Source organism: Rickettsia endosymbiont of Proechinophthirus fluctus (assembly GCF_001602635.1).
Taxonomy (GTDB): domain Bacteria; phylum Pseudomonadota; class Alphaproteobacteria; order Rickettsiales; family Rickettsiaceae; genus Rickettsia; species Rickettsia rickettsii.
On record NZ_LECS01000003.1, the window covers coordinates 4,382 to 22,695 of the forward strand.

Here is an 18,314-nt window from a genome sequence, read left to right on the forward strand (position 1 = left end):
GATCTTGCACCGATAAAACAATTATCTTCAATGATAACAGGCTTTGCGTGCAACGGCTCAAGCACCCCACCTATTCCCGTACCGCCTGAAATATGACAATTCTTGCCGATTTGAGCACATGAGCCGATAGTGGCCCATGTATCAATCATTGTTCCCTCATCTATATAAGCACCTATATTAATGAAAGAAGGCATAATTACAACGTTTTTAGCTATATAAGTACCGGTTCTAACAACAGCTCCGGGCACTGTGCGTATAGCTGCTTCTTTGAATGTATTTTTATCAGTATCTGCAGAAAATTTAGGAACAACTTTGTCATACCAACTATTATAATTGTTATTATAAAGTTGTGATTCTGTAGTGATAAAATATAGCAATATAGCTTTCTTTACCCATTCATTAACGTGCCAACTATTTTCTTTCTTTTCACAAACACGAATCGTACCTTGATTTAAGCTTTCTATACTATCATTAAGAGTTTGCTTTAATGTTATAAGCTTTGAAGAATCTTGAAGAAGTTTATCCTTAATTTGCCAAGCTTCTTCAACTTCTTTAATAAGAGAGGACATATCTTTTAACTGTTTTATTGCCAAAAGTAATAAATGAGATTATCATGAAAGTCAAACATAATAATTATAATTAACTATGCATATTACTTGCCCAAATTGCCAAACAAGATTTATTGTTACAAGCAATCAAATAGGTATTAATGGACGACGAGTAAAATGTTCCAAATGTAGCCATTTGTGGTATCAGAAATTAGACTATAATACTAGTACATTAAATGACTTTAAAGATAAAGTAAACACGGGAACTATTAAAACTCCTATTAAAAATCATTACAATGCTAATGTGCCAGTTATTTTACCGTATATGTCTCCTAAGAAAAAATATAATATATTTCCAATATTATGGACTAGCTTTATAATTTTTTGTTTAGTGATATTACTAATAGATAGCTTTAAATTCTTAGGTAAATATGATCAATTAAAGATAGAAGAAATTAATTTAGGCAAATCTCGTCATATAGGCGGTATGAAGATATTTTATAAATTATCTAATGAGTCTGATTATTTAATTTCCGATCCTATAATCAAAGTAAGAGTAATGGATACTAATAATCAAGCTTTAGATGAATATGTATCAATTACAAAACTACAAACAAAAATCCCTGCAAAACAAGCAATATATCTAGAAATGAATATTGAAGGGCTCCCTATTACAGCAAAATACATTGATATTGTTATAGGTAATAGATTAGGACTTTTATTTAAGTAAGGATGTTGTTGCATAGACCGACAAAATCTACTGTCATCCCGTGGTTTAACCACGTGATCCATCAAAACAATTAAAACACTATTGAGTATTGTACGAATGTTGCTGTTGACCTGAGTATAAAGGCAATTGATGTCATTCCCACGTAGGCGGAATCCAGTAAAACATATAAAAACAAGTTTTTATATGTTTATTTTTATTAAATATGTAACCTATATTAAGGTTGTCTTGTCCCTACCTTTGCAGGAATGACATAGGGGCTATGCAACAACATCACTTAAAAAAAATACCCATAAGCCAAAGCTTATGGGCATTACTAAAGATATAATAATTCTTTTGTGTATTAGGAAACACCACAACTTGAGCTATTAGTATCACTTGATACCATATTAACAATATCTGGAGCTTTAAATAATATAATGATTGCAGTAACTACCACTAAAGCTACTTCCCACTGCAATTTTCCTCTTAATGTTTGAATGCCCAGAACAATTATACCGACAACAGCTATACCTTTTGCAGTATTACCTCTGAATACTTTAATTAACTTACATAATGCCTCACCTACAGGATCACCGACATTACTACCTAAGCTATCAAAAGCTACCATAATAATAGCCACGCTTAGAATAGTAAATAATATGCGTAATGATAGATTATAATCGATTAATTCTTCGTTTAATTTACGAATAGGAAAGTTCATATGTTTTACCTCAATAAAATAATTAGCAAAAAAATAATGTATAATTTATTTATATATAAATCAACTCCTAAATATATGTAATTTTAATTAATATGCCAAAATATTTTAAAAACACTTATTTTAAGTAACATTATAATCACATATAGTATAATTTAACTTCCAAATATATAAACAAACGTAAATAAAAATAACCAAACCACATCTACAAAATGCCAGTACCATGCAGCACATTCAAAGCCTAAATGTCCATTACCTTCTGTAGTAAAATCTCCTCTCTTTGCTCTAAAGTAGCAAACTATTAGAAATATAGTACCTATAATTACATGAGCTCCATGAAAACCCGTGGCTAAATAAAAATTAGAAGCATATATACCATCTGTAAATTTAAACGCTGCATGGTAATATTCATATGCCTGCATAGTTGTAAAAAATATTCCAAGCAATATGGTAAGAGCAAGTGCAGTTACACACTCTTTTTGATTTTTTTCTTCTAAGGCGTAGTGAGCCCAAGTAACGGTAGTGCCTGATAAGAGTAGTATTAAAGTATTGATAAAAGGAATATCAAACGGCTCAAAAGTTTTAATTGTAGGTGGAGGCCAAATGCCCTGCTTTACAACCCATACACCGTCTAAAAGACCTACGGGTGATAGACTTGATTTAAAAAAAGAAGCAAAAAATACACCAAAAAATACTATTTCCGTTAAGATAAATAACGCCATACCTATTTGCAAACCTTTTCTAACAGGACTAGTATGCTGATGTTCGACTATTCCTTCTTTCACTATATCTCTCCACCACGAATATAAACAGTAACCTACTGAAATAATCCCTGCAGATAAAATATATATATTAAATTTGTAGCCATGCATGAACGAGACGCCGCCTATAACCAAAAGAAGTAAAGCAAAAGATGTTAGGACAGGCCAAGGGCTTGGGTCTACTATATGGAATAAGTGCGATTTAGTAATAGAATATGAATTATTTAAAATTATCTTTTGACTCATATTGTTACATATTGTTATTTTATATTTCCTAATTATCACCAATAACAAACTACAAAAGTAATCTGCTATTCGCATGAGTGAAAATAAATATAAATTATTATTGATGTAAAAGCAAATGTGAGAAGGAGATTATATAGACAATATACCTCTCAACTCAGAATTACATTATTTATTATCAATGACAACTAAAATCTCTTGACTCTTTATATTATTCAACATATATAGACTGCTAATAATGTTTAAACTCCATTGTTGCAAGACCAATCTGTCAAAACTTAATATTAAGCTATGCCAGGAGTCTATTATTATCAGTGAGTAAAATCATGAAGTATAATGGAGGTTGTTGTATTACAGCAACGGATCTTAACCCCTGGCCCCTTTATTTATTAATTCTCAAAAATACAAATGCAAAAAATAAAGAACAAATTAAAAAAAGTTTTTCTTTTCATCACCATTTCTAATAATATTACTAATGTTTTTTTATTATCTTCTTAATATCTTAGAAGTAAAATATTTCTAGATTTTTTAACTAATGAAGTCGTTAACTCTAAATTTTCTTACTTAAAATTATAGAGATACGACAAATTATCTTCACTATTTTACTAGTTATTTCTGCAAATATTGCTTCAGTACTATCATTCATTATAGCAATATTTTTATGTTCAATTTCATCAAGTCGAAATTTAATAATATTATTTAATAATTCTGGCTCAACATTTTTATTTTCTAAATAATTTATTTGCTGTTCATAATGTTTTTCTATTACTTCTTCTACACTCTCAGTAATAAGCATCGCCGTTTTGATTCCCATCAAGGAAGATAAAGCACCAAGTAAAAATCCGTAATGATGCCAAAAAAATAATAAAAACGTGGGTCTCACTTCTTTTTCCAGTAATTTTTTTTCAAAAAAATTTAAATGCACTTCTTCGTGGTCAAGCATTTCTTTAATCAATATATGATCATTTTGAGATTTAATATATTTTAGCTGTCCTTGATAAATTCTTTTTGCACCATATTCTCCGGCATGATTAACTCTAATTATCTCGTGAATTTGTTTGTCAGGGTCAGAAAAATCAGGTCTAGGCATAATGTATACTCGTTTAATTTGAAAAATTGGCTACGTCATCTTATAAGAGCTACGGTGCTCACCAACGACTCTGTGACTTGCTCACAATGACGTTTAAGGCATACACTCAACAATGCTTATCTTTGTTGATGTCTTTCCTTCCTAGTTTGTAATTGAGAGAATGCGATTTCTTTTACCGTTTCTACTCTTTTTGTTTCGAGTCTTTCTTGCTTCTTCTGTTGTAGTACATTACCAATTTTTATACTTTCTGATATAAGTTTTTCTATATTATGAATTTTATTTAAATTCTCAGGAGCAATTTGTTTCATAAAATAATTTGAGATACTAGGTAAACCTCTCTTTTCACAAAAAATTCCTACCTTGTAATATATAGCATCTTTATAATTTAACTTGAAAGATTTAGCATTTAATAAGTTGGTCGTGTTTTCGATGTTATCATGATATTTTAAATTTTTCTTTATACCCTTAATATCTTGCTCGGTAAGATAATTGTCTTTTTTTAGCACTTTCATTATATTGTTGTAGAATTTTGCTACTGCTTTATCGGTTACGTTTTTAGTTGTTGCCTGCTTTGTAAAATCAACAATTAGTGATACCAATTTTTCACCTGTAGATTTGTCTTGTATACGCATTGATTTTGCAGGATCAGCAATTTGTACTTCTACTTTATCTGTCTTAACCTCAACTTCTTTTTCTTTCCATTTTCCGTCCAAATCTTTGCTCCATTGTTGTTCCTTGCTTGTTTCTTTTTTCAAGCCTATAGCAATTTTAATTTGGTAATTATTTTCATACGCCCACTCTTTAGCATCTTTACATTCAATTGTAATGTTATTATCTATTGCATAGAGTACCGGGTCTTTTACAGGTGAATTAGCGAAAGCCTCTAACCAACCACCATTTTTAAATTCAGGTGAAACATTACTGAATTTTGTTACTATCTCAGCTCCTTTGGCCACTTCTTGCATATTAACAAGATTTTCTTTTATACTGCTTTTATAGTGTTTTCTCAAATCATCAAAATTTTGAATATTAGTGGATAACATAATATTTTTTGGATCAAACCCAGCTTTTTTTAATTCATCAATTTTTTGATCAACTATTGCTTCCATCTGTTTCTCATCAAATTGACTTATCATTTGATTTAATGATTCGCTATATTTATCGATACTAAATGAGAAATTACCTGCTTTAATAGCAGCACTGTAGCCAACACCATAATCTGTAAACATTTCAGCTGTTGATTGAATCATACTTCTAAAATTCTTATGAAATGCTAAAAAAGAGCGACCATGATCAATTTTGGTTATTGTTTTACCATCCTGTACCATTAAATTACCAGCATGATAATCTACTTCCCCCAGCATATGACAAGCAGCTATGACTTTTTCAAATCCTTCCAACTTTTTTAAATTTTGATCATTAGCTCTGACTCTAGTGTCACCTGATAAACCGGAAAATTCTGTTAGTGTTACAGCATTATCAAAAAATTTAGAACGTACATAAAGTGAATCAGAGTGTTTTTCATCCGCTGTTACCAGCCCTTCTTTTGGTGCGCGATCATGTAATAAAAATTGATACATGGTAGAGCCTATTAATTCTTGTACTCCGTCTCTTCGGTCAGCCATAGCCTGTTTTTGTGCATTATTATCTTGTATTTTTTGGCATGCAGCATGAGTTTTATAAAAATGTTTTAAAATAAAAGTATTACCGGCGTTATCTTTAGCAACATAACCGGCCGATACGCCTGCTGCCTTTTGTCCTTTCTCCTCAAACTCAGCTTGCTGTGCCACCCTCTTATCACGTAGCATAGCATCAATTACTTTTTTAGGGTCATTAGGATTTCTTATGTCTTCAAGTTTTCTGTAATCTGCGTTATATCGGCTATCATCTAATCCAACCTGTCGTTCAATTGCCTCTATCATAACTAAGTGCTCTAAAAGAGGTGCATCGATTATTTCTCTTAATTTCTTGTTTTTATCTCCTGGAAACAAGTTTTTTATTATTGTTGTAACTTTAGCTAAATCCTTAGTGTTTAAATTGGCTAGGGCCATATAGCTAATATATAGGCTTTCAGCAGTAGGAGATTGGTTATTAGAAAGGTCAATAACAGATTCGGCAATGCCTTTGCAGGTTCTAGATATTTTGGCATTCAATTCTGTATCGTTAGTTTTCAGGGCTTTAAAAAGTTGCTCTTGTAATAATAATTCTTGTTGAGTTTTCGCTTTATACATAAAAATAACCTGCTTAATATTAACTAATAGTGAAAGAGTGTTGTTGCGTGGGTTACAATCCTCATCATTGTGAGGAAACCACGCAGCAATTGACGAAGCAATCCAGTAAACATTTTAATTTACAGAATTTTTTTATTATTTTTTCTGGATTGCCGAGTTCGCTGCAACCGTTTGCAATGATGATGCGGTATCCACGAAACAATGCCACGTGGGAATGACATTGAATAAGTTTTCAAAGCCGTGCGACAAAGCCCCTGCTTTTGCAGGGATATGACATCCAGGTCTTTTTAAAAACTATTCAGTACTATAGATTTGATCATGATATAACAATGAAAAAACCGAAGCAATGAAATAAAATCATAACCTTGCAAGAATGATACCAATTAATCTCTTCTATTGCCTAAAAATCTCATTAAATATAGGAAAAGATTTATAAAATCTAAATATAAAGTAAAGGCTGCCATAATAGAAAGCTTTTGTCCTACTTCATCGTTTCCTGCCATGTAATACATAGACTTAATCTTTTGAGTATCCCAAGCAATTAATCCCATAAATATTACTATTCCAATAAGAGAGGTAGCAAAAGAAAGAGCCGAGCTTTTTAGAAACAAGTTGACTAATGAAGCAATGATAAGACCTATAAGACCCATTGCAAAAAATGAACCCATAGATGTTAAATCTCTACTTGTACTATAACCGTATAAACTCATTGCTCCAAAAACGGAAGAGCAAATAAAGAAAGTACGAGCGATTGATGCACCGGTATAAATAAGAGCTAAATATGCAAGCGACATACCGGTTAAACCGGCATAAACCCAAAATAATATTTGTGCCGTTTGCAGGTTCATTTGTCCAAAGCCCATAAAGAAATATAAAGCAATACCGAGCGGAGCAAATATTATAATAGTACCGAAACCTGTTTGAAACATTAAATTATAAATAGGCTCAACGGATATAGTCGTTACGGCTGCTACACCGGTTAGTAAAAGTGCTAAAGCCATATAATTATATACTTTAAGCATGTATTGTCTTAAGCCTTCGTCAAAAGTTTTATTTTTTGAGGTGGCAGTTAAAGTTTTTGTATAATCGATCATAAGTAACCTTAGGATTATGTTATTTACATAATAAAATATAGCCTCTTAAAGGTATTTTTTCAAGCTATATTAATTATATTTTATAAATATCTTGCATTGAATATAAAGCAGAAGGTTTATCTTGTAGCCAAATAGCGGCTTTAATTGCACCAATAGAAAAAGAATTTTTATTCAGAGCTTCGTGTTTTAAGGTGATTATTTCATCGTCACCTAGGAAAGATATTTCATGTATACCGTGAACATTTCCACCACGAAGCGAGGAAATACCTATTTCTTTTTCGCGTCTTAGTCTATTACCACGATTAAATGTTATATTTAATCCTTTTTTGCTGGCAATTGTTTCAGCAAGCATAACAGCAGTTCCTGAGGGTGCATCTTTTTTATTACGGTGATGCGTTTCTAGAATTTCAACATCGTAATCATCTAGTATTTTTGTTACTTCTTTAGCTAGATAGCTAAGCAAATTAGCTCCTATACTCATATTTGCAGAATATAAAACAGGTAAAGTTTGAGCTGCTTTTTCTAAAAGCTTAAAATGTTGAGGTTGGAGACCTGTGGTTCCGATTACTAATTTTGTATTATGTTTTAATGCATAATTAATTAATTTTTCTAATATTTCAGGGGTAGAAAAATCGATGATCACATCAGAATTTTTACAAAAATTATCTAAATCATCTAAATTATTAGTACTATTAAATTTTGCTGCAATTTTGCAATCTTTAAATTTATCTATTCTCTCTAGAATGGTTTCTCCCATTTTACCGGTAGAACCACTAAGACCGATATTTAACATATTGGCAATGTATACTCCTAATAAATGAACAGTAAGTAGACGAAGTTTAATGTGGACAAGGGCAAGGCGTCTAAAGTCCTTGGATCGCAGTGTATACTTAATATAGTTTGAATCCTAGATCTTATTATACGACGCCAATTTTTCAAATTAAACTAGGTTCTGTGAATATTTCTAATTGATTGGCTATTTTGAGGTATTTTTTAGCAAAAATTAATAAGATTTTTGCTGAAATAGTTACTTATATTTCAAAAAATCTTATAATTTGCAGCAAAAAATAACCAAAATTAAATCTTTGTATACGATTTATGAAAATATAATAGAGGCTTTAAATCATTTTTAATAGCGGTATTTATTACTTCACCGATAAATATAACATGATCACCGGCATCGTAAGAAGCATATTTATTACACTCTATATGATAAGTTGCACCGTTTATTAAAGGGCAATCAGTTTTATTACCAAGCTCATAATCAATTTTTGTAAATTTATTAGATTGTGATTGAGCAAAATGTTTTGAGATATCAATTTGATTCTCTGCTAAAATACTAATTGCAAACTTATCACTTTTTTGAAAACTGTTTATACTAAAAGAGTGTTTATTAAGGCAAAATAATATTAATGGCGGTTTTAAAGATACGGCAGTAAGAGAACTAGCAGTAAAGCCAAAAAGTTCGTTATTGCAATTTGTTGTTATAATAGTCACTCCCTGAGGGAATCGGCTCATAGCATCTTTAAATTGACTTTCTGTTACTGTCCCAGCCATTTTTTCATAATTTTGTTAATGGTTCCATCTTTTTTTAATGAATCGATTGCCTCATTAATTTCATTAATTAGTCCTGAGTTTTTAGACATGCCTATAGCAAAATCGGATGAAAATTCTTCTAAAGTACTGCTTTCTAAATTTGAATTATTTTCTTTTAATTTTTTGCCTTGAAATTCCTCAGAAATAATAGCATCTATGACTCCGGCTTTTAATTCTTCAACCAACATTAAATGATTTGCTAAAGAATGAACTTTAATATTTATCGTCTGTGATAGATCATGTGCTTTTTTTTCTAAAACACTACCGAGCTGTACCCCTACTATTTTATTTTCTAGATCTTTGCTATTTTGTATATTATCACCTGTTCTATATATTATGGCAAATCTTGCAGTAGCATAATTATCGGAAAAGCTGATATATTCAGCACGCTCCGGTGTTACGGAAAGCTCCGCCACCGCAACATCAATATTTTCACTAACCAAAGCTGCAAGTAAACCGTTAAAGTCGAAGTTTTTTATGATAACTTTTTTATTTAGACGTTCGCTTATTGCTTTGATAATATCAATATCAATCCCAACAATCTCTCCGTCTTGAATAAATTCATAAGGAGGATTATCTGCGGCAGTACCGACTATTAAAGTTTTTTCTGTTTCTTTTTTTTCACAAGAAACTAGTAAGCAAGATAGTAAAAATATTTTCAGAAATTTCATAAAAATAATGTTTTAAGTTTGAGTATGCTCTGTGTCATCCTACGAGGCATTGCCCTTGTTGTACGGATATTAAATCGTCATTGCGAGGAAAATTACGTAGTAATTGACGAAGCAATCTCAGGATATTTGGCAAGATTGCCATGTAGCCTACGGCTGCTCGCAATGACAGGAAAATCTATCCACTCGGGCAATATCTTCAAAGGAATAGCATCAAGAACTCAATTTCTCCTTTAAAAGCTGATTCACAAGCGTCGGATTAGCCTTACCGCCGGTTTTTTTCATTACCTGCCCTACAAAGAAACCGAATAATTTATCCTTACCACTTCTATAACCCTCTACTGATTCAGGATTTTCAGCTATTACCTCGTCAATTACCGTGTTTAGCACGTTATTATCCGAAACTTGTACAAGTCCTTTTTCTTCTACTATTTTATCAGGTGCTTTACCGGTTTCAAACATAATTTCAAAAACGGTTTTTGCAATTTTACCGGAAATAGTATCATTTTCTATTAATTTTACCAGTTTTGCAAAGTTACTAGGGGTAATTTTGCATTCATTTATTCCTATCGATGCTTTATTTAATTGGCCAAATAATTCACTAGTTAGCCAATTAGTAAGCATTTTAGGGTTACATTCATTTGCTGCTTTCTCAAAATACTCAGCAACCGATTCATCGGCTACTATTACTTCAGCATCATATTTACTTAAGCTAAATTCCTTCGTATATTTTTCAATCTTTTGATCAGGTAGCTCAGGTAAATTTGCTTTTAGCTCATTTATTAACTCATCAGAAATAACAAGCGGTAATAAATCGGGATCAGGAAAATATCTATAATCAAGTGCTTCTTCTTTTAAACGCATAGTTCTTGTTTCGCCGCTATCAGCATTAAACAGGCGTGTTTCTTGAATTATTTCTTCACCGCTTTCAAGCAAGTCAACTTGTCTTTTAGCTTCAAATTCTATTGCTTTAATGATGTTACGAATTGAATTAATATTTTTAATTTCGCATCTTGTGCCGAATGGTTCACCGCTACGTCTTACTGAAATATTAGCATCGCAACGCATCGAGCCTTTTTCCATATCACCGTCACAGCTACCAATATAACGTAACAAATTTCTTAGCTTTTTTACAAATTCAGCTGCTTCTTCCGGTGATGATATATCAGGTTCGGTCACAATTTCCATAAGTCCAATACCGGCACGATTCAAATCGATAAAGCTGTAATGTGGTGATTGATCATGCATAGATTTACCCGCATCTTGCTCTAAATGCAAACGGTTAATACGAATAGTTTTAAGATCGCCGGTACTAGTCGGTATTTCCATAGTGCCGTTTTGTACTATAGGATAGTAAAATTGCGAAATTTGGTAACCTTGCGGCAGATCGGCATAAAAATAATTTTTACGGTCAAATACCGAATATTTATTTATTTTAGCTTTAAGCCCAAGCCCTGTTTTAATTGCTTGGTGTACACAATGCTTATTTAATACCGGTAACATCCCGGGCATTGCTGCATCGACATAGGAAACCTGCGAATTTGGATTTGCTGCAAAAATAGTACTACTTCCTGAAAAAAGCTTAGATTTTGAGGAAATTTGAGCATGGATTTCAAGCCCTATTACATATTCCCATTTCCCCGTATTACCTTCAATATACGCCATAATTAAAAACCCTTTGGTTCAAATTTAATATGTTTTACACCTGACTCAATTGTCGATGCTACTTTCAAAACATTATATTCGTCTAATTGTTGACCTATAATCTGTATCCCAAGAGGTAAACCGCGTGCCGATAATCCAGCAGGAACCGATGCACAAGGTAAACCGGCTAAACTTGCAGGAATAGTAAATAAATCGTTTAAATACATAATAGTCGGATCATTTTGTTTTTCACCAATCTTAAAAGCTGCAGTCGGGGCAGCCGGTAATAAAATGGCATCAACTTTTTCAAAAGCATTATTAAAATCGTTTGCAACTAAACGACGTACTTTTTGAGCTTTTAGATAATATGCATCCATACCACTAGATGATAGCACATATGTTCCAATCATAATACGACGTTTTACTTCCTCTCCAAATCCGGTTGATCTAGTCATTTCATACATTTCGTCAAGCGTCATATTTTCATGTTCTACTCGAAGACCGTATCTAACGCCGTCATATCTAGATAAATTTGAAGAAGCTTCAGCCGGTGCTATTACGTAATAAACAGCAACACCGTATTTAGCATGCGGCAAAGTAATATCAACTATTTCAGCACCGGCGTTTTTAAGTAGTTCTATGGTATCCTGCCACATTTTCATAATATCAGGTTCAATAATACTGCCCTCACCAAGGCTAAGAGGTACGCCTATCTTCATATTTTTCATAGAACTTCCGATAGCGGATTGTAGCTCTGGAACTTCTGCTTTAATCGAAGTAGAATCTTTTTCGTCAAACCCCATCATTGCTTCAAGCATAATGCTACTGTCTAAAACGCTTCTAGTAAATATTCCTGCTTGATCAAGGGAGCTAGCAAACGATATCATTCCGTATCTTGAGCAACGACCATATGTCGGTTTAAAACCGACTAAACCCGTAAAGCTTGCAGGTTGACGTACCGAGCCGCCCGTATCGCTACCAAGAGCAGCAGATGCCATAAATCCGCTAACTGCTGCAGCTGAACCGCCTGAAGAACCGCCTGGAACTAAATCAGCATTATCATCATTTGCTTTCCAAGGGCTAATTACATTTCCAAAACAACTAGTGATATTTGCTGAACCCATAGCAAACTCATCCATATTGGTTTTGCCGAGCATCACACCGCCCTTATCAAAAATATTTTGTGTAACACTTGATTCATAATTAGGTATAAAATTTTTCAGTATATTAGAACATGCCGTAGTTCTAATTCCTTTCGTGCAGAAAAGATCTTTAGCAGCAAACGGGATACCCTCAAGGGTTCTTGCGTTATTTTGAGCATAATTTTGATCGGCTGCTTCAGCCTGTTTTAAAGCTAAGTCAAAAGTTTCGGTAACATAAGCATTTAGGTTTCTATGCTTCTCTATTTGTTTAATATGTGCACCTATTAATTCCGTACTTGTAAAATCTTTATTTTTTAGACCTTTTATACTGTCTGCTACTGTTAGTTTGTTTAGTTCCGTCATAATTATTCAACAACCTTTGGAGTGATAAAATATTTTACTTCTTTAGCCAGCTGAGTACTATTTCCACTTACATTATCAAATAACTCACTTGATAAATCAGAACTTGTAACGGCGTCCTCTCGCATTCTAGCATTCATATTACAAACCGAAGTTAAAGGCTCTATATCTTTGCAATCTATTTCATTTAAAATATCGATCATATCCATAATAGTACTAAGCTGAGTAAAAAATTTTTCTACAGTATCTTCTTCAAATTTTAATCTAGCTAATTTTGCTATTTTCTGTGCTGCTTCTTTTGTTATCATAGTTTTATTATTTTGAGTGGTATAGTCTGATGTTATTCCTGTGAAGGCATACCTGTTTGTAATGGTATTTCTGTCGTCCTACGCCTTGTGAGCTAGATCCTGGATACAGCCTGTGATACAAGGTTCTATAGCCGATTTTATTGCATGACTCCTTTATTTTATTAAGACAAAAAAGCTAATTAGTTATTTTTTCTAAAATTATCTTATTATCAAAACCACCATTAACTTTCTTTTTTTGTTTTTTAATTTTTAATATATCTTTTAGTTTATAGCCATTTAATATTACAGATTGTGTCAAGTATTTCTAATATATCGGCAACTTCTCCATATACTCATCTTGTAAAATTTCCTCTACTTCTTCTAGTAGTTTATTTTTTAATAATTCTTTACTCATATGAGCAATATGAGTAATTGGTATCCTGCCTGATTTTAAGGTAATTTCTGGAATTAAATCTCTAACTAATTTTGTCATTTTATTTTGTCAGTATAGATTCAATTTATGTCATTCTCGCTTAGCATTGTTGCATGGATCGATTTTTCTGGATTGCCACGTCGCTTTTCTCCTCGCAAGGTATTGTTGCGTGGATCAATTCCACTGTTGTCATCCTGCGACTTGATTGCGGAATCCAGTTAAAAATAAAATTATTAGTATTTTTTATTGTTTTTATAGACCCTGTGGTCAAGCCACGGGGTGACACAGTGGATTTTACCGGTCCACGCAACAAATCTAAAGTAGGAATTACATAGAAAATCAAACAGTCATTATTTCTTGTTCTTTTTGTTTTATTACCGAGTCAACTTTACTACTATAATCATCGGTTAGCTTTTGTACTTGTTCAGATAAGCTATGATGCTCATCTTTTGCGATAACGTTATCCTTTTCTAGCTTTTTAAGTGCTTCATTGCCATCTCTTCTAATATTACGTAATGAAATTTTAGTATCTTCACCGTATTTATGAGCAAGTTTTACCAGTTCTGTACGTCTTTCTTCAGTTAAAGCCGGTATCGGCAGTCTGATTAATTGACCGTCCGTTGCAGGAGTTAAGCCAAGATTTGCTATCGTAATTCCTTTCTCTACCGATGATACCATAGATTTATCCCAAACCTGCACGTTAATTGTTCGTGCATCAGGGGTGGATAGAGAAGCAACTTGTGAAAGCGGCATTTTACTCCCGTAAGCTTCCACGGTTACGCTATCAAGTAAATTCACTGAAGCTCTACCGGTACGTACCCCTTTAAGCTCATGATCTAAAACTTTTAGAGCTTTCTCCATCTTTTCTTGTAAGTTTTTCTTTAAATGCTCTTTATCCATCTTTATTTATCCATATATTATTAGTACACGAATTGAGACATTGTTATATGTATTAGGCAATGCCCCCGATGTTAATTCCCGCATAGATTGGTTTTTCCGTCATTGCAAGGAAAAACTATAAGTTTTGATGAAGCAATCTAGTAAAAAATGCTGATCTACAGAATTTTTTATTATTCTTTCTAGATTGTCACGCAGCCTACGGCTGCTCGCAATGACGATTTAGTCTCTACGCAACAACACCTATACGGAAATGACATAAAAATCATACAACAATTCACACTACATATTATTCCTCAATTGTCGTATATTCCCCTTTATCTTGTATTACTCTAGCAAAATTTCCCTGTTCTTTTATTGAAAATACCCTTATAGGTAATTTATTTTCTCTTGCAACTGCAATAGCTGCCGTATCCATGACTTGCAGGTTATTAGTTATAACATCTTTATAGCTAATAGTGAAATATTTTTTAGCATCCGGATTTTTTTTAGGGTCGGAATCATATACACCGTCAACCTGAGTTGCTTTTAATAAAATATCGCTATTCATTTCGATTGCGCGAAGTACTGCAGCACTATCGGTTGTACAAAACGGGTTACCCGTGCCGCCGGCAAAAATTACTACACGCTTTTTTTCCATATGTCTTTTAGCTTTGCGGCGAATATAAGGTTCGCACACGCTCATCATAGGAATAGCCGATAGAACTCTTGTATAGATATTGAGGCTTTCCATAACATTTTGTAAAGTTAAAGCATTAATCACCGTTGCAAGCATACCTATATAATCTGCTGAAGCTCGGTCCATACCGACAAGTGCTGCATTAATCCCGCGGTAAATATTTCCACCGCCGACTACAATAGCGACTTCTACTCCTAAATCTATAACTTCTTTAATATCGATGGCAATCTTTTTTATTATGTCATATTCATGCCCAAATTGCTTATCCCCCATTAAAGCTTCCCCTGACACTTTAAGTAAAACTTTTTTATACTTTAGAGCATTTATATCTGATATCATTTTCTGCTTCAAGTTGTTTTTAATATCTGCTTAATTTTTTTAATCATTATACCTCTTTGTAGGTCGGTAATCGATGATTTATTGAGTGCATGCACTAATAACATATTATTATTTATATCAAGTGTTACTGTACCTGGAGTTAGAGTAATCGAATTACCATAAATTATTTCGCCTATTTCTTCTAGCCCTTCTGCGTCAACCCATTCAAAAACTGGCTCTATTCCTATTTTTCTTTGCCAAATTATTTTAATAACCGCGAAAGCCGATTTCCATATTTCTAATAATAACCAAGGAAAATATAATATAAATTTAATTTTAGTGAGCATTAACATTTTCGGTTAATTTGATATTTGAAGTAAAAGGTATTAGTAGCATTATAAATACAAATAACAGCCCTATCATATTAAATATATTATTTATTGCAATTACAAAAGCATCATGATTTAATTTGTTTGCTAATAACAAATATGATGCTTTTTCGGGATTTAAAACTTTTCCGCTTAATAATTCAGTATAAGAATCTAGTTGTTCTAATGCCATTATAGAAGTAGACGAGATATTTTCCGATAAATATTGCATAAAGGTTTTAGTATCATTAGTAAGTATAGTACTGATTATTGCAAGCCCTACCGCTCCTCCTAAATTACGAGTAAGATTATAAAGCCCGCTAGCATTACCTACTCTTTCTTTCGGCATATTGCCAAGAGCTATATTATTAGTCGGTATAAAACAAAACATTAATGAAAGCCCTCTAACAAATTGAGGAAGCACAAATGCAGCAAATTTAGAATCAGGCGTTAGAAAACTATTCAAATGACATCCAAGAGCAAACCCTCCAAGCCCTATAATAAGCATCAGGCGTAAATCTACCCCTAACCCTAACATTCTACCGGCGAGTGGTGCAGATAAAAATTGTGCTCCGCCCGTCACCATCATAGTAGCCCCGATTTGTAATGTATCATATCCGGCAATAGTAAAGAGAAATAGCGGTAATATATATACTGCCCCGTATAATCCGATACCCATAACGAACGAATAAAGGCAACCAAAAGTAAAGTCTTTATAAAGAAATGTTTTTAAGTCTAAAATTGGATTAATAAAGGTTAGTTCTCTAATGATTAATAAAATAAAACCTAAAACTACTGTAATACTTAAGAATAATATTAAATTATCCTCAAGCCAACCTTTTTTGTTTCCTTCTTCTAACACATACTGTAATAAGCCAAGCGTTAAAGCCATTAATAATATACCGAGAAAATCAAAATTTTTCAGTAATTTATAATTTGGTTTATCAAAATCCCCATATAAAAAAACTACTGTGCATACGAAAATCCCGGGTATGACGTTTAATAAAAACATAAAATGCCATGATAAAATCTCCGTAATATATCCACCGAGTGTAGGTCCTAAAGTAGGGGCAACAGTTACGACAAGTCCAATTAAGATAGTAACGATAGGACGTTGCGATGCAGGAAAAAGTATAAAAACGGTACTAAAGACCGTCGGTATCATAGCACCACCAAAAAAGCCTTGTAATGCTCTAAAGATAATCATGGATTCAATATTAGTTGCAAGCGAACATAATACGCTCATAACCGTAAACCCTAAAGCTGCAATAAAATAAGAAATTCTAGTAGTAAGTAACCTTGCTAAAAAGCCGGTAATAGGAATAATGATAACTTCAGCTATTAAGTACGATGTTTGAACCCAAGAAAGTTCATCGCTTGAAGCGGCAAGACCGGCAGCTATTACAGATAATGAGCTAGCGACAATTTGAATATCAAGTACCGACATAAACATGCCGACAACCATACCAAAAAAAGCAAATAATTGCTTTTTAGAAAGAGCAGGCGGTTGTAAATTATAATTTGACATAATTAAATTATACAGTTTAAATTAAATAAAGTTAATAAGTGACATATATGTTTAAAATAAAAAATCATCGTACAACTTTTAATTTTTAATTAAACTATTTATTAGGATATAAGTAAACAAGACATAATATATGGTAATCATTTTATTTATATTTAGCAAATAATAAATATGTGATTGATTTATTAAAAATATTTACTATAATGTAAATTAACTATAATTGATTTATCAATATGCAAAACCCAGCACAAAAAGTTATATCTTTTTCAGAGCATAAATCTGATATAGAACGCATAAAGAAATCAATAGAAGAGGGGTGGACGATAGTAAAGCTAGTACCTAATAACGACCGTTTTATCGGACTTTTAGAAAAGATTTCGCATGCTGAAGATGAAACAATCTATATTCCTCCAAGAAAAAAGATAATAGTTAATTAACACACATAGCGAATTATTACATAATCTGCTATTTGGCTTAAGAAGTTGAATATAAAAGGTGACAATTGGCTTTCACTTTTTATATAAAGCTAAGTATATATTATTTTTTAGCAACAACTTATAATTCTTTACAAAAAATAATGGAATTACCTAAAAAAGATAGTTTTGTTTTACCCTATGCTTAAAAAGACCTTATTGTCATTTCCGTGTAGCATTGGTGTTGTTGCATGGATTAATTCCACCCTGTCATCCTAGCTCATTTGTAGCGAGATCCAGTTTAAAATACTCAGGTGACCTCGCGGTTAATAAAGTGCATTACCGCAGTTGCTGCAATCTGGTCTATATTTATTGGCTCAGGGAATCACGAATGGCGTCATATTCTCTTGTTACCGTCCTGCTCTAAACGATTGTAAACACTTAGCAATATCCTGTTATTAGAATTTAAAGTTGGAGTAACGCTCCCCGCTATTTTATTCTCTATCTTCTACCCTAAACCAGATAGTGCGTTGTTATTTACAGCATTTACTGCAAGTTCCATTACTTTCTCTATCGCTATCATCTTCGCC

20 protein-coding genes and 1 pseudogene are annotated in these 18,314 nt (G+C 32.6%); 2 read left to right on the forward strand and 19 right to left on the reverse strand.

Features of this window, described 5'->3' with window-relative positions:
• Positions 1-569: 2,3,4,5-tetrahydropyridine-2,6-dicarboxylate N-succinyltransferase (locus BG75_RS01350; protein WP_252903576.1), on the reverse strand; the 569-nt coding region annotated here is incomplete at its 3' end.
• Positions 570-645: 76 nt separating this feature from the next.
• Between BG75_RS01350 and BG75_RS01355 the strand changes: the two genes are divergently transcribed.
• Positions 646-1,278 carry an MJ0042-type zinc finger domain-containing protein gene (locus tag BG75_RS01355; protein ID WP_062811159.1) on the forward strand — a complete coding sequence of 211 codons (633 nt, stop codon included), beginning with the start codon at positions 646-648 and terminating at the stop codon, positions 1,276-1,278.
• Positions 1,279-1,618: 340 nt separating this feature from the next.
• On the opposite strand, the gene BG75_RS01360 is transcribed toward BG75_RS01355, so the two are convergent.
• From BG75_RS01360 to BG75_RS01435, 17 genes are all read right to left on the reverse strand, one after another.
• Positions 1,619-1,978, reverse strand: coding sequence for a TrbC/VirB2 family protein (locus BG75_RS01360; RefSeq protein ID WP_062811160.1), 360 nt, complete (start codon positions 1,976-1,978; stop codon positions 1,619-1,621).
• A 152-nt stretch (positions 1,979-2,130) separates the two neighbouring features.
• Entirely contained in the window at positions 2,131-2,982 is an 852-nt protein-coding gene (locus tag BG75_RS01365) for a cytochrome c oxidase subunit 3 (RefSeq protein ID WP_062811161.1), read from the reverse strand.
• A gap of 547 nt (positions 2,983-3,529) precedes the next feature.
• The gene (locus tag BG75_RS01370) at positions 3,530-4,069 is read right to left on the reverse strand and encodes a demethoxyubiquinone hydroxylase family protein (protein WP_062811162.1); all 540 of its coding nucleotides are present in this window, start codon (positions 4,067-4,069) and stop codon (positions 3,530-3,532) included.
• Positions 4,070-4,185: 116 nt separating this feature from the next.
• Positions 4,186-6,300, reverse strand: a complete 2,115-nt coding sequence (locus tag BG75_RS01375; RefSeq protein ID WP_062811163.1) for a hypothetical protein — start codon at positions 6,298-6,300, stop codon at positions 4,186-4,188.
• Between the two features lie 383 nt (positions 6,301-6,683).
• Positions 6,684-7,394: a Bax inhibitor-1/YccA family protein gene (locus tag BG75_RS01380; RefSeq protein ID WP_062811164.1), complete on the reverse strand. Its 711-nt coding sequence runs from the start codon at positions 7,392-7,394 to the stop codon at positions 6,684-6,686.
• Between the two features lie 73 nt (positions 7,395-7,467).
• Entirely contained in the window at positions 7,468-8,187 is a 720-nt protein-coding gene (gene dapB, locus BG75_RS01385; protein WP_062811165.1) for a 4-hydroxy-tetrahydrodipicolinate reductase, read from the reverse strand.
• Between the two features lie 284 nt (positions 8,188-8,471).
• Positions 8,472-8,951, reverse strand: coding sequence for a flavin reductase family protein (locus BG75_RS01390; protein WP_062811166.1), 480 nt, complete (start codon positions 8,949-8,951; stop codon positions 8,472-8,474).
• Positions 8,936-9,661 carry an ABC transporter substrate-binding protein gene (locus tag BG75_RS01395; RefSeq protein WP_062811167.1) on the reverse strand — a complete coding sequence of 242 codons (726 nt, stop codon included), beginning with the start codon at positions 9,659-9,661 and terminating at the stop codon, positions 8,936-8,938. Before BG75_RS01395 ends, BG75_RS01390 begins: the two co-directional genes overlap by 16 nt.
• A gap of 210 nt (positions 9,662-9,871) precedes the next feature.
• Positions 9,872-11,323 (reverse strand): Asp-tRNA(Asn)/Glu-tRNA(Gln) amidotransferase subunit GatB, encoded by a 1,452-nt coding sequence (gatB, locus tag BG75_RS01400; protein WP_062811168.1) that lies wholly within the window; start codon positions 11,321-11,323, stop codon positions 9,872-9,874.
• 2 nt (positions 11,324-11,325) lie between these two features.
• Positions 11,326-12,807: an Asp-tRNA(Asn)/Glu-tRNA(Gln) amidotransferase subunit GatA gene (gene gatA, locus BG75_RS01405; RefSeq protein ID WP_062811169.1), complete on the reverse strand. Its 1,482-nt coding sequence runs from the start codon at positions 12,805-12,807 to the stop codon at positions 11,326-11,328.
• A gap of 2 nt (positions 12,808-12,809) precedes the next feature.
• A complete protein-coding gene (gatC, locus tag BG75_RS01410; protein ID WP_012150410.1) occupies positions 12,810-13,112 on the reverse strand; it encodes an Asp-tRNA(Asn)/Glu-tRNA(Gln) amidotransferase subunit GatC in 303 nt (100 codons plus the stop codon).
• Between the two features lie 175 nt (positions 13,113-13,287).
• Positions 13,288-13,410, reverse strand: coding sequence for a hypothetical protein (locus tag BG75_RS10305; RefSeq protein WP_305140702.1), 123 nt, complete (start codon positions 13,408-13,410; stop codon positions 13,288-13,290).
• 6 nt (positions 13,411-13,416) lie between these two features.
• On the reverse strand, positions 13,417-13,584 hold the full coding sequence (locus tag BG75_RS08610; RefSeq protein WP_196242459.1) for a hypothetical protein: 168 nt from the start codon (positions 13,582-13,584) through the stop codon (positions 13,417-13,419).
• A gap of 279 nt (positions 13,585-13,863) precedes the next feature.
• The gene (gene frr, locus BG75_RS01420) at positions 13,864-14,424 is read right to left on the reverse strand and encodes a ribosome recycling factor (protein ID WP_062811171.1); all 561 of its coding nucleotides are present in this window, start codon (positions 14,422-14,424) and stop codon (positions 13,864-13,866) included.
• A 286-nt stretch (positions 14,425-14,710) separates the two neighbouring features.
• Positions 14,711-15,439 (reverse strand): UMP kinase, encoded by a 729-nt coding sequence (gene pyrH / locus BG75_RS01425; RefSeq protein WP_062811172.1) that lies wholly within the window; start codon positions 15,437-15,439, stop codon positions 14,711-14,713.
• Between the two features lie 8 nt (positions 15,440-15,447).
• Positions 15,448-15,771: a monovalent cation/H+ antiporter subunit E gene (locus BG75_RS01430; protein WP_004996606.1), complete on the reverse strand. Its 324-nt coding sequence runs from the start codon at positions 15,769-15,771 to the stop codon at positions 15,448-15,450.
• The gene (locus BG75_RS01435) at positions 15,755-17,314 is read right to left on the reverse strand and encodes a DHA2 family efflux MFS transporter permease subunit (RefSeq protein WP_062811173.1); all 1,560 of its coding nucleotides are present in this window, start codon (positions 17,312-17,314) and stop codon (positions 15,755-15,757) included. Before BG75_RS01435 ends, BG75_RS01430 begins: the two co-directional genes overlap by 17 nt.
• Positions 17,315-17,544: 230 nt before the next feature.
• On the opposite strand from BG75_RS01435, the gene BG75_RS01440 reads away from it, so the two are divergent.
• Positions 17,545-17,748, forward strand: coding sequence for a DUF2674 domain-containing protein (locus BG75_RS01440; protein WP_062811174.1), 204 nt, complete (start codon positions 17,545-17,547; stop codon positions 17,746-17,748).
• A 373-nt stretch (positions 17,749-18,121) separates the two neighbouring features.
• Here the strand turns inward: BG75_RS01440 and BG75_RS01445 are convergent.
• A pseudogene (locus BG75_RS01445) lies at positions 18,122-18,307 on the reverse strand (hypothetical protein).
• Between the last annotated feature and the right edge of the window lie 7 nt (positions 18,308-18,314).

Coding starts and splice junctions, on each gene's coding strand:
- BG75_RS01440 (WP_062811174.1), top strand. CDS start 17,545: ATGCAAAACCCAGCACAAAAAGTTATATCTTTTTCAGAGCATAAATCT.
- BG75_RS01370 (WP_062811162.1), bottom strand. CDS start 4,069: ATGCCTAGACCTGATTTTTCTGACCCTGACAAACAAATTCACGAGATA.
- pyrH (WP_062811172.1), bottom strand. CDS start 15,439: ATGATATCAGATATAAATGCTCTAAAGTATAAAAAAGTTTTACTTAAA.
- BG75_RS01430 (WP_004996606.1), bottom strand. CDS start 15,771: ATGTTAATGCTCACTAAAATTAAATTTATATTATATTTTCCTTGGTTA.
- BG75_RS01435 (WP_062811173.1), bottom strand. CDS start 17,314: ATGTCAAATTATAATTTACAACCGCCTGCTCTTTCTAAAAAGCAATTA.
- BG75_RS01390 (WP_062811166.1), bottom strand. CDS start 8,951: ATGGCTGGGACAGTAACAGAAAGTCAATTTAAAGATGCTATGAGCCGA.
- BG75_RS01395 (WP_062811167.1), bottom strand. CDS start 9,661: ATGAAATTTCTGAAAATATTTTTACTATCTTGCTTACTAGTTTCTTGT.
- dapB (WP_062811165.1), bottom strand. CDS start 8,187: ATGTTAAATATCGGTCTTAGTGGTTCTACCGGTAAAATGGGAGAAACC.
- BG75_RS08610 (WP_196242459.1), bottom strand. CDS start 13,584: ATGACAAAATTAGTTAGAGATTTAATTCCAGAAATTACCTTAAAATCA.
- BG75_RS01355 (WP_062811159.1), top strand. CDS start 646: ATGCATATTACTTGCCCAAATTGCCAAACAAGATTTATTGTTACAAGC.
- BG75_RS01375 (WP_062811163.1), bottom strand. CDS start 6,300: ATGTATAAAGCGAAAACTCAACAAGAATTATTATTACAAGAGCAACTT.
- frr (WP_062811171.1), bottom strand. CDS start 14,424: ATGGATAAAGAGCATTTAAAGAAAAACTTACAAGAAAAGATGGAGAAA.
- gatC (WP_012150410.1), bottom strand. CDS start 13,112: ATGATAACAAAAGAAGCAGCACAGAAAATAGCAAAATTAGCTAGATTA.
- BG75_RS01360 (WP_062811160.1), bottom strand. CDS start 1,978: ATGAACTTTCCTATTCGTAAATTAAACGAAGAATTAATCGATTATAAT.
- gatA (WP_062811169.1), bottom strand. CDS start 12,807: ATGACGGAACTAAACAAACTAACAGTAGCAGACAGTATAAAAGGTCTA.
- gatB (WP_062811168.1), bottom strand. CDS start 11,323: ATGGCGTATATTGAAGGTAATACGGGGAAATGGGAATATGTAATAGGG.
- BG75_RS01380 (WP_062811164.1), bottom strand. CDS start 7,394: ATGATCGATTATACAAAAACTTTAACTGCCACCTCAAAAAATAAAACT.
- BG75_RS01365 (WP_062811161.1), bottom strand. CDS start 2,982: ATGAGTCAAAAGATAATTTTAAATAATTCATATTCTATTACTAAATCG.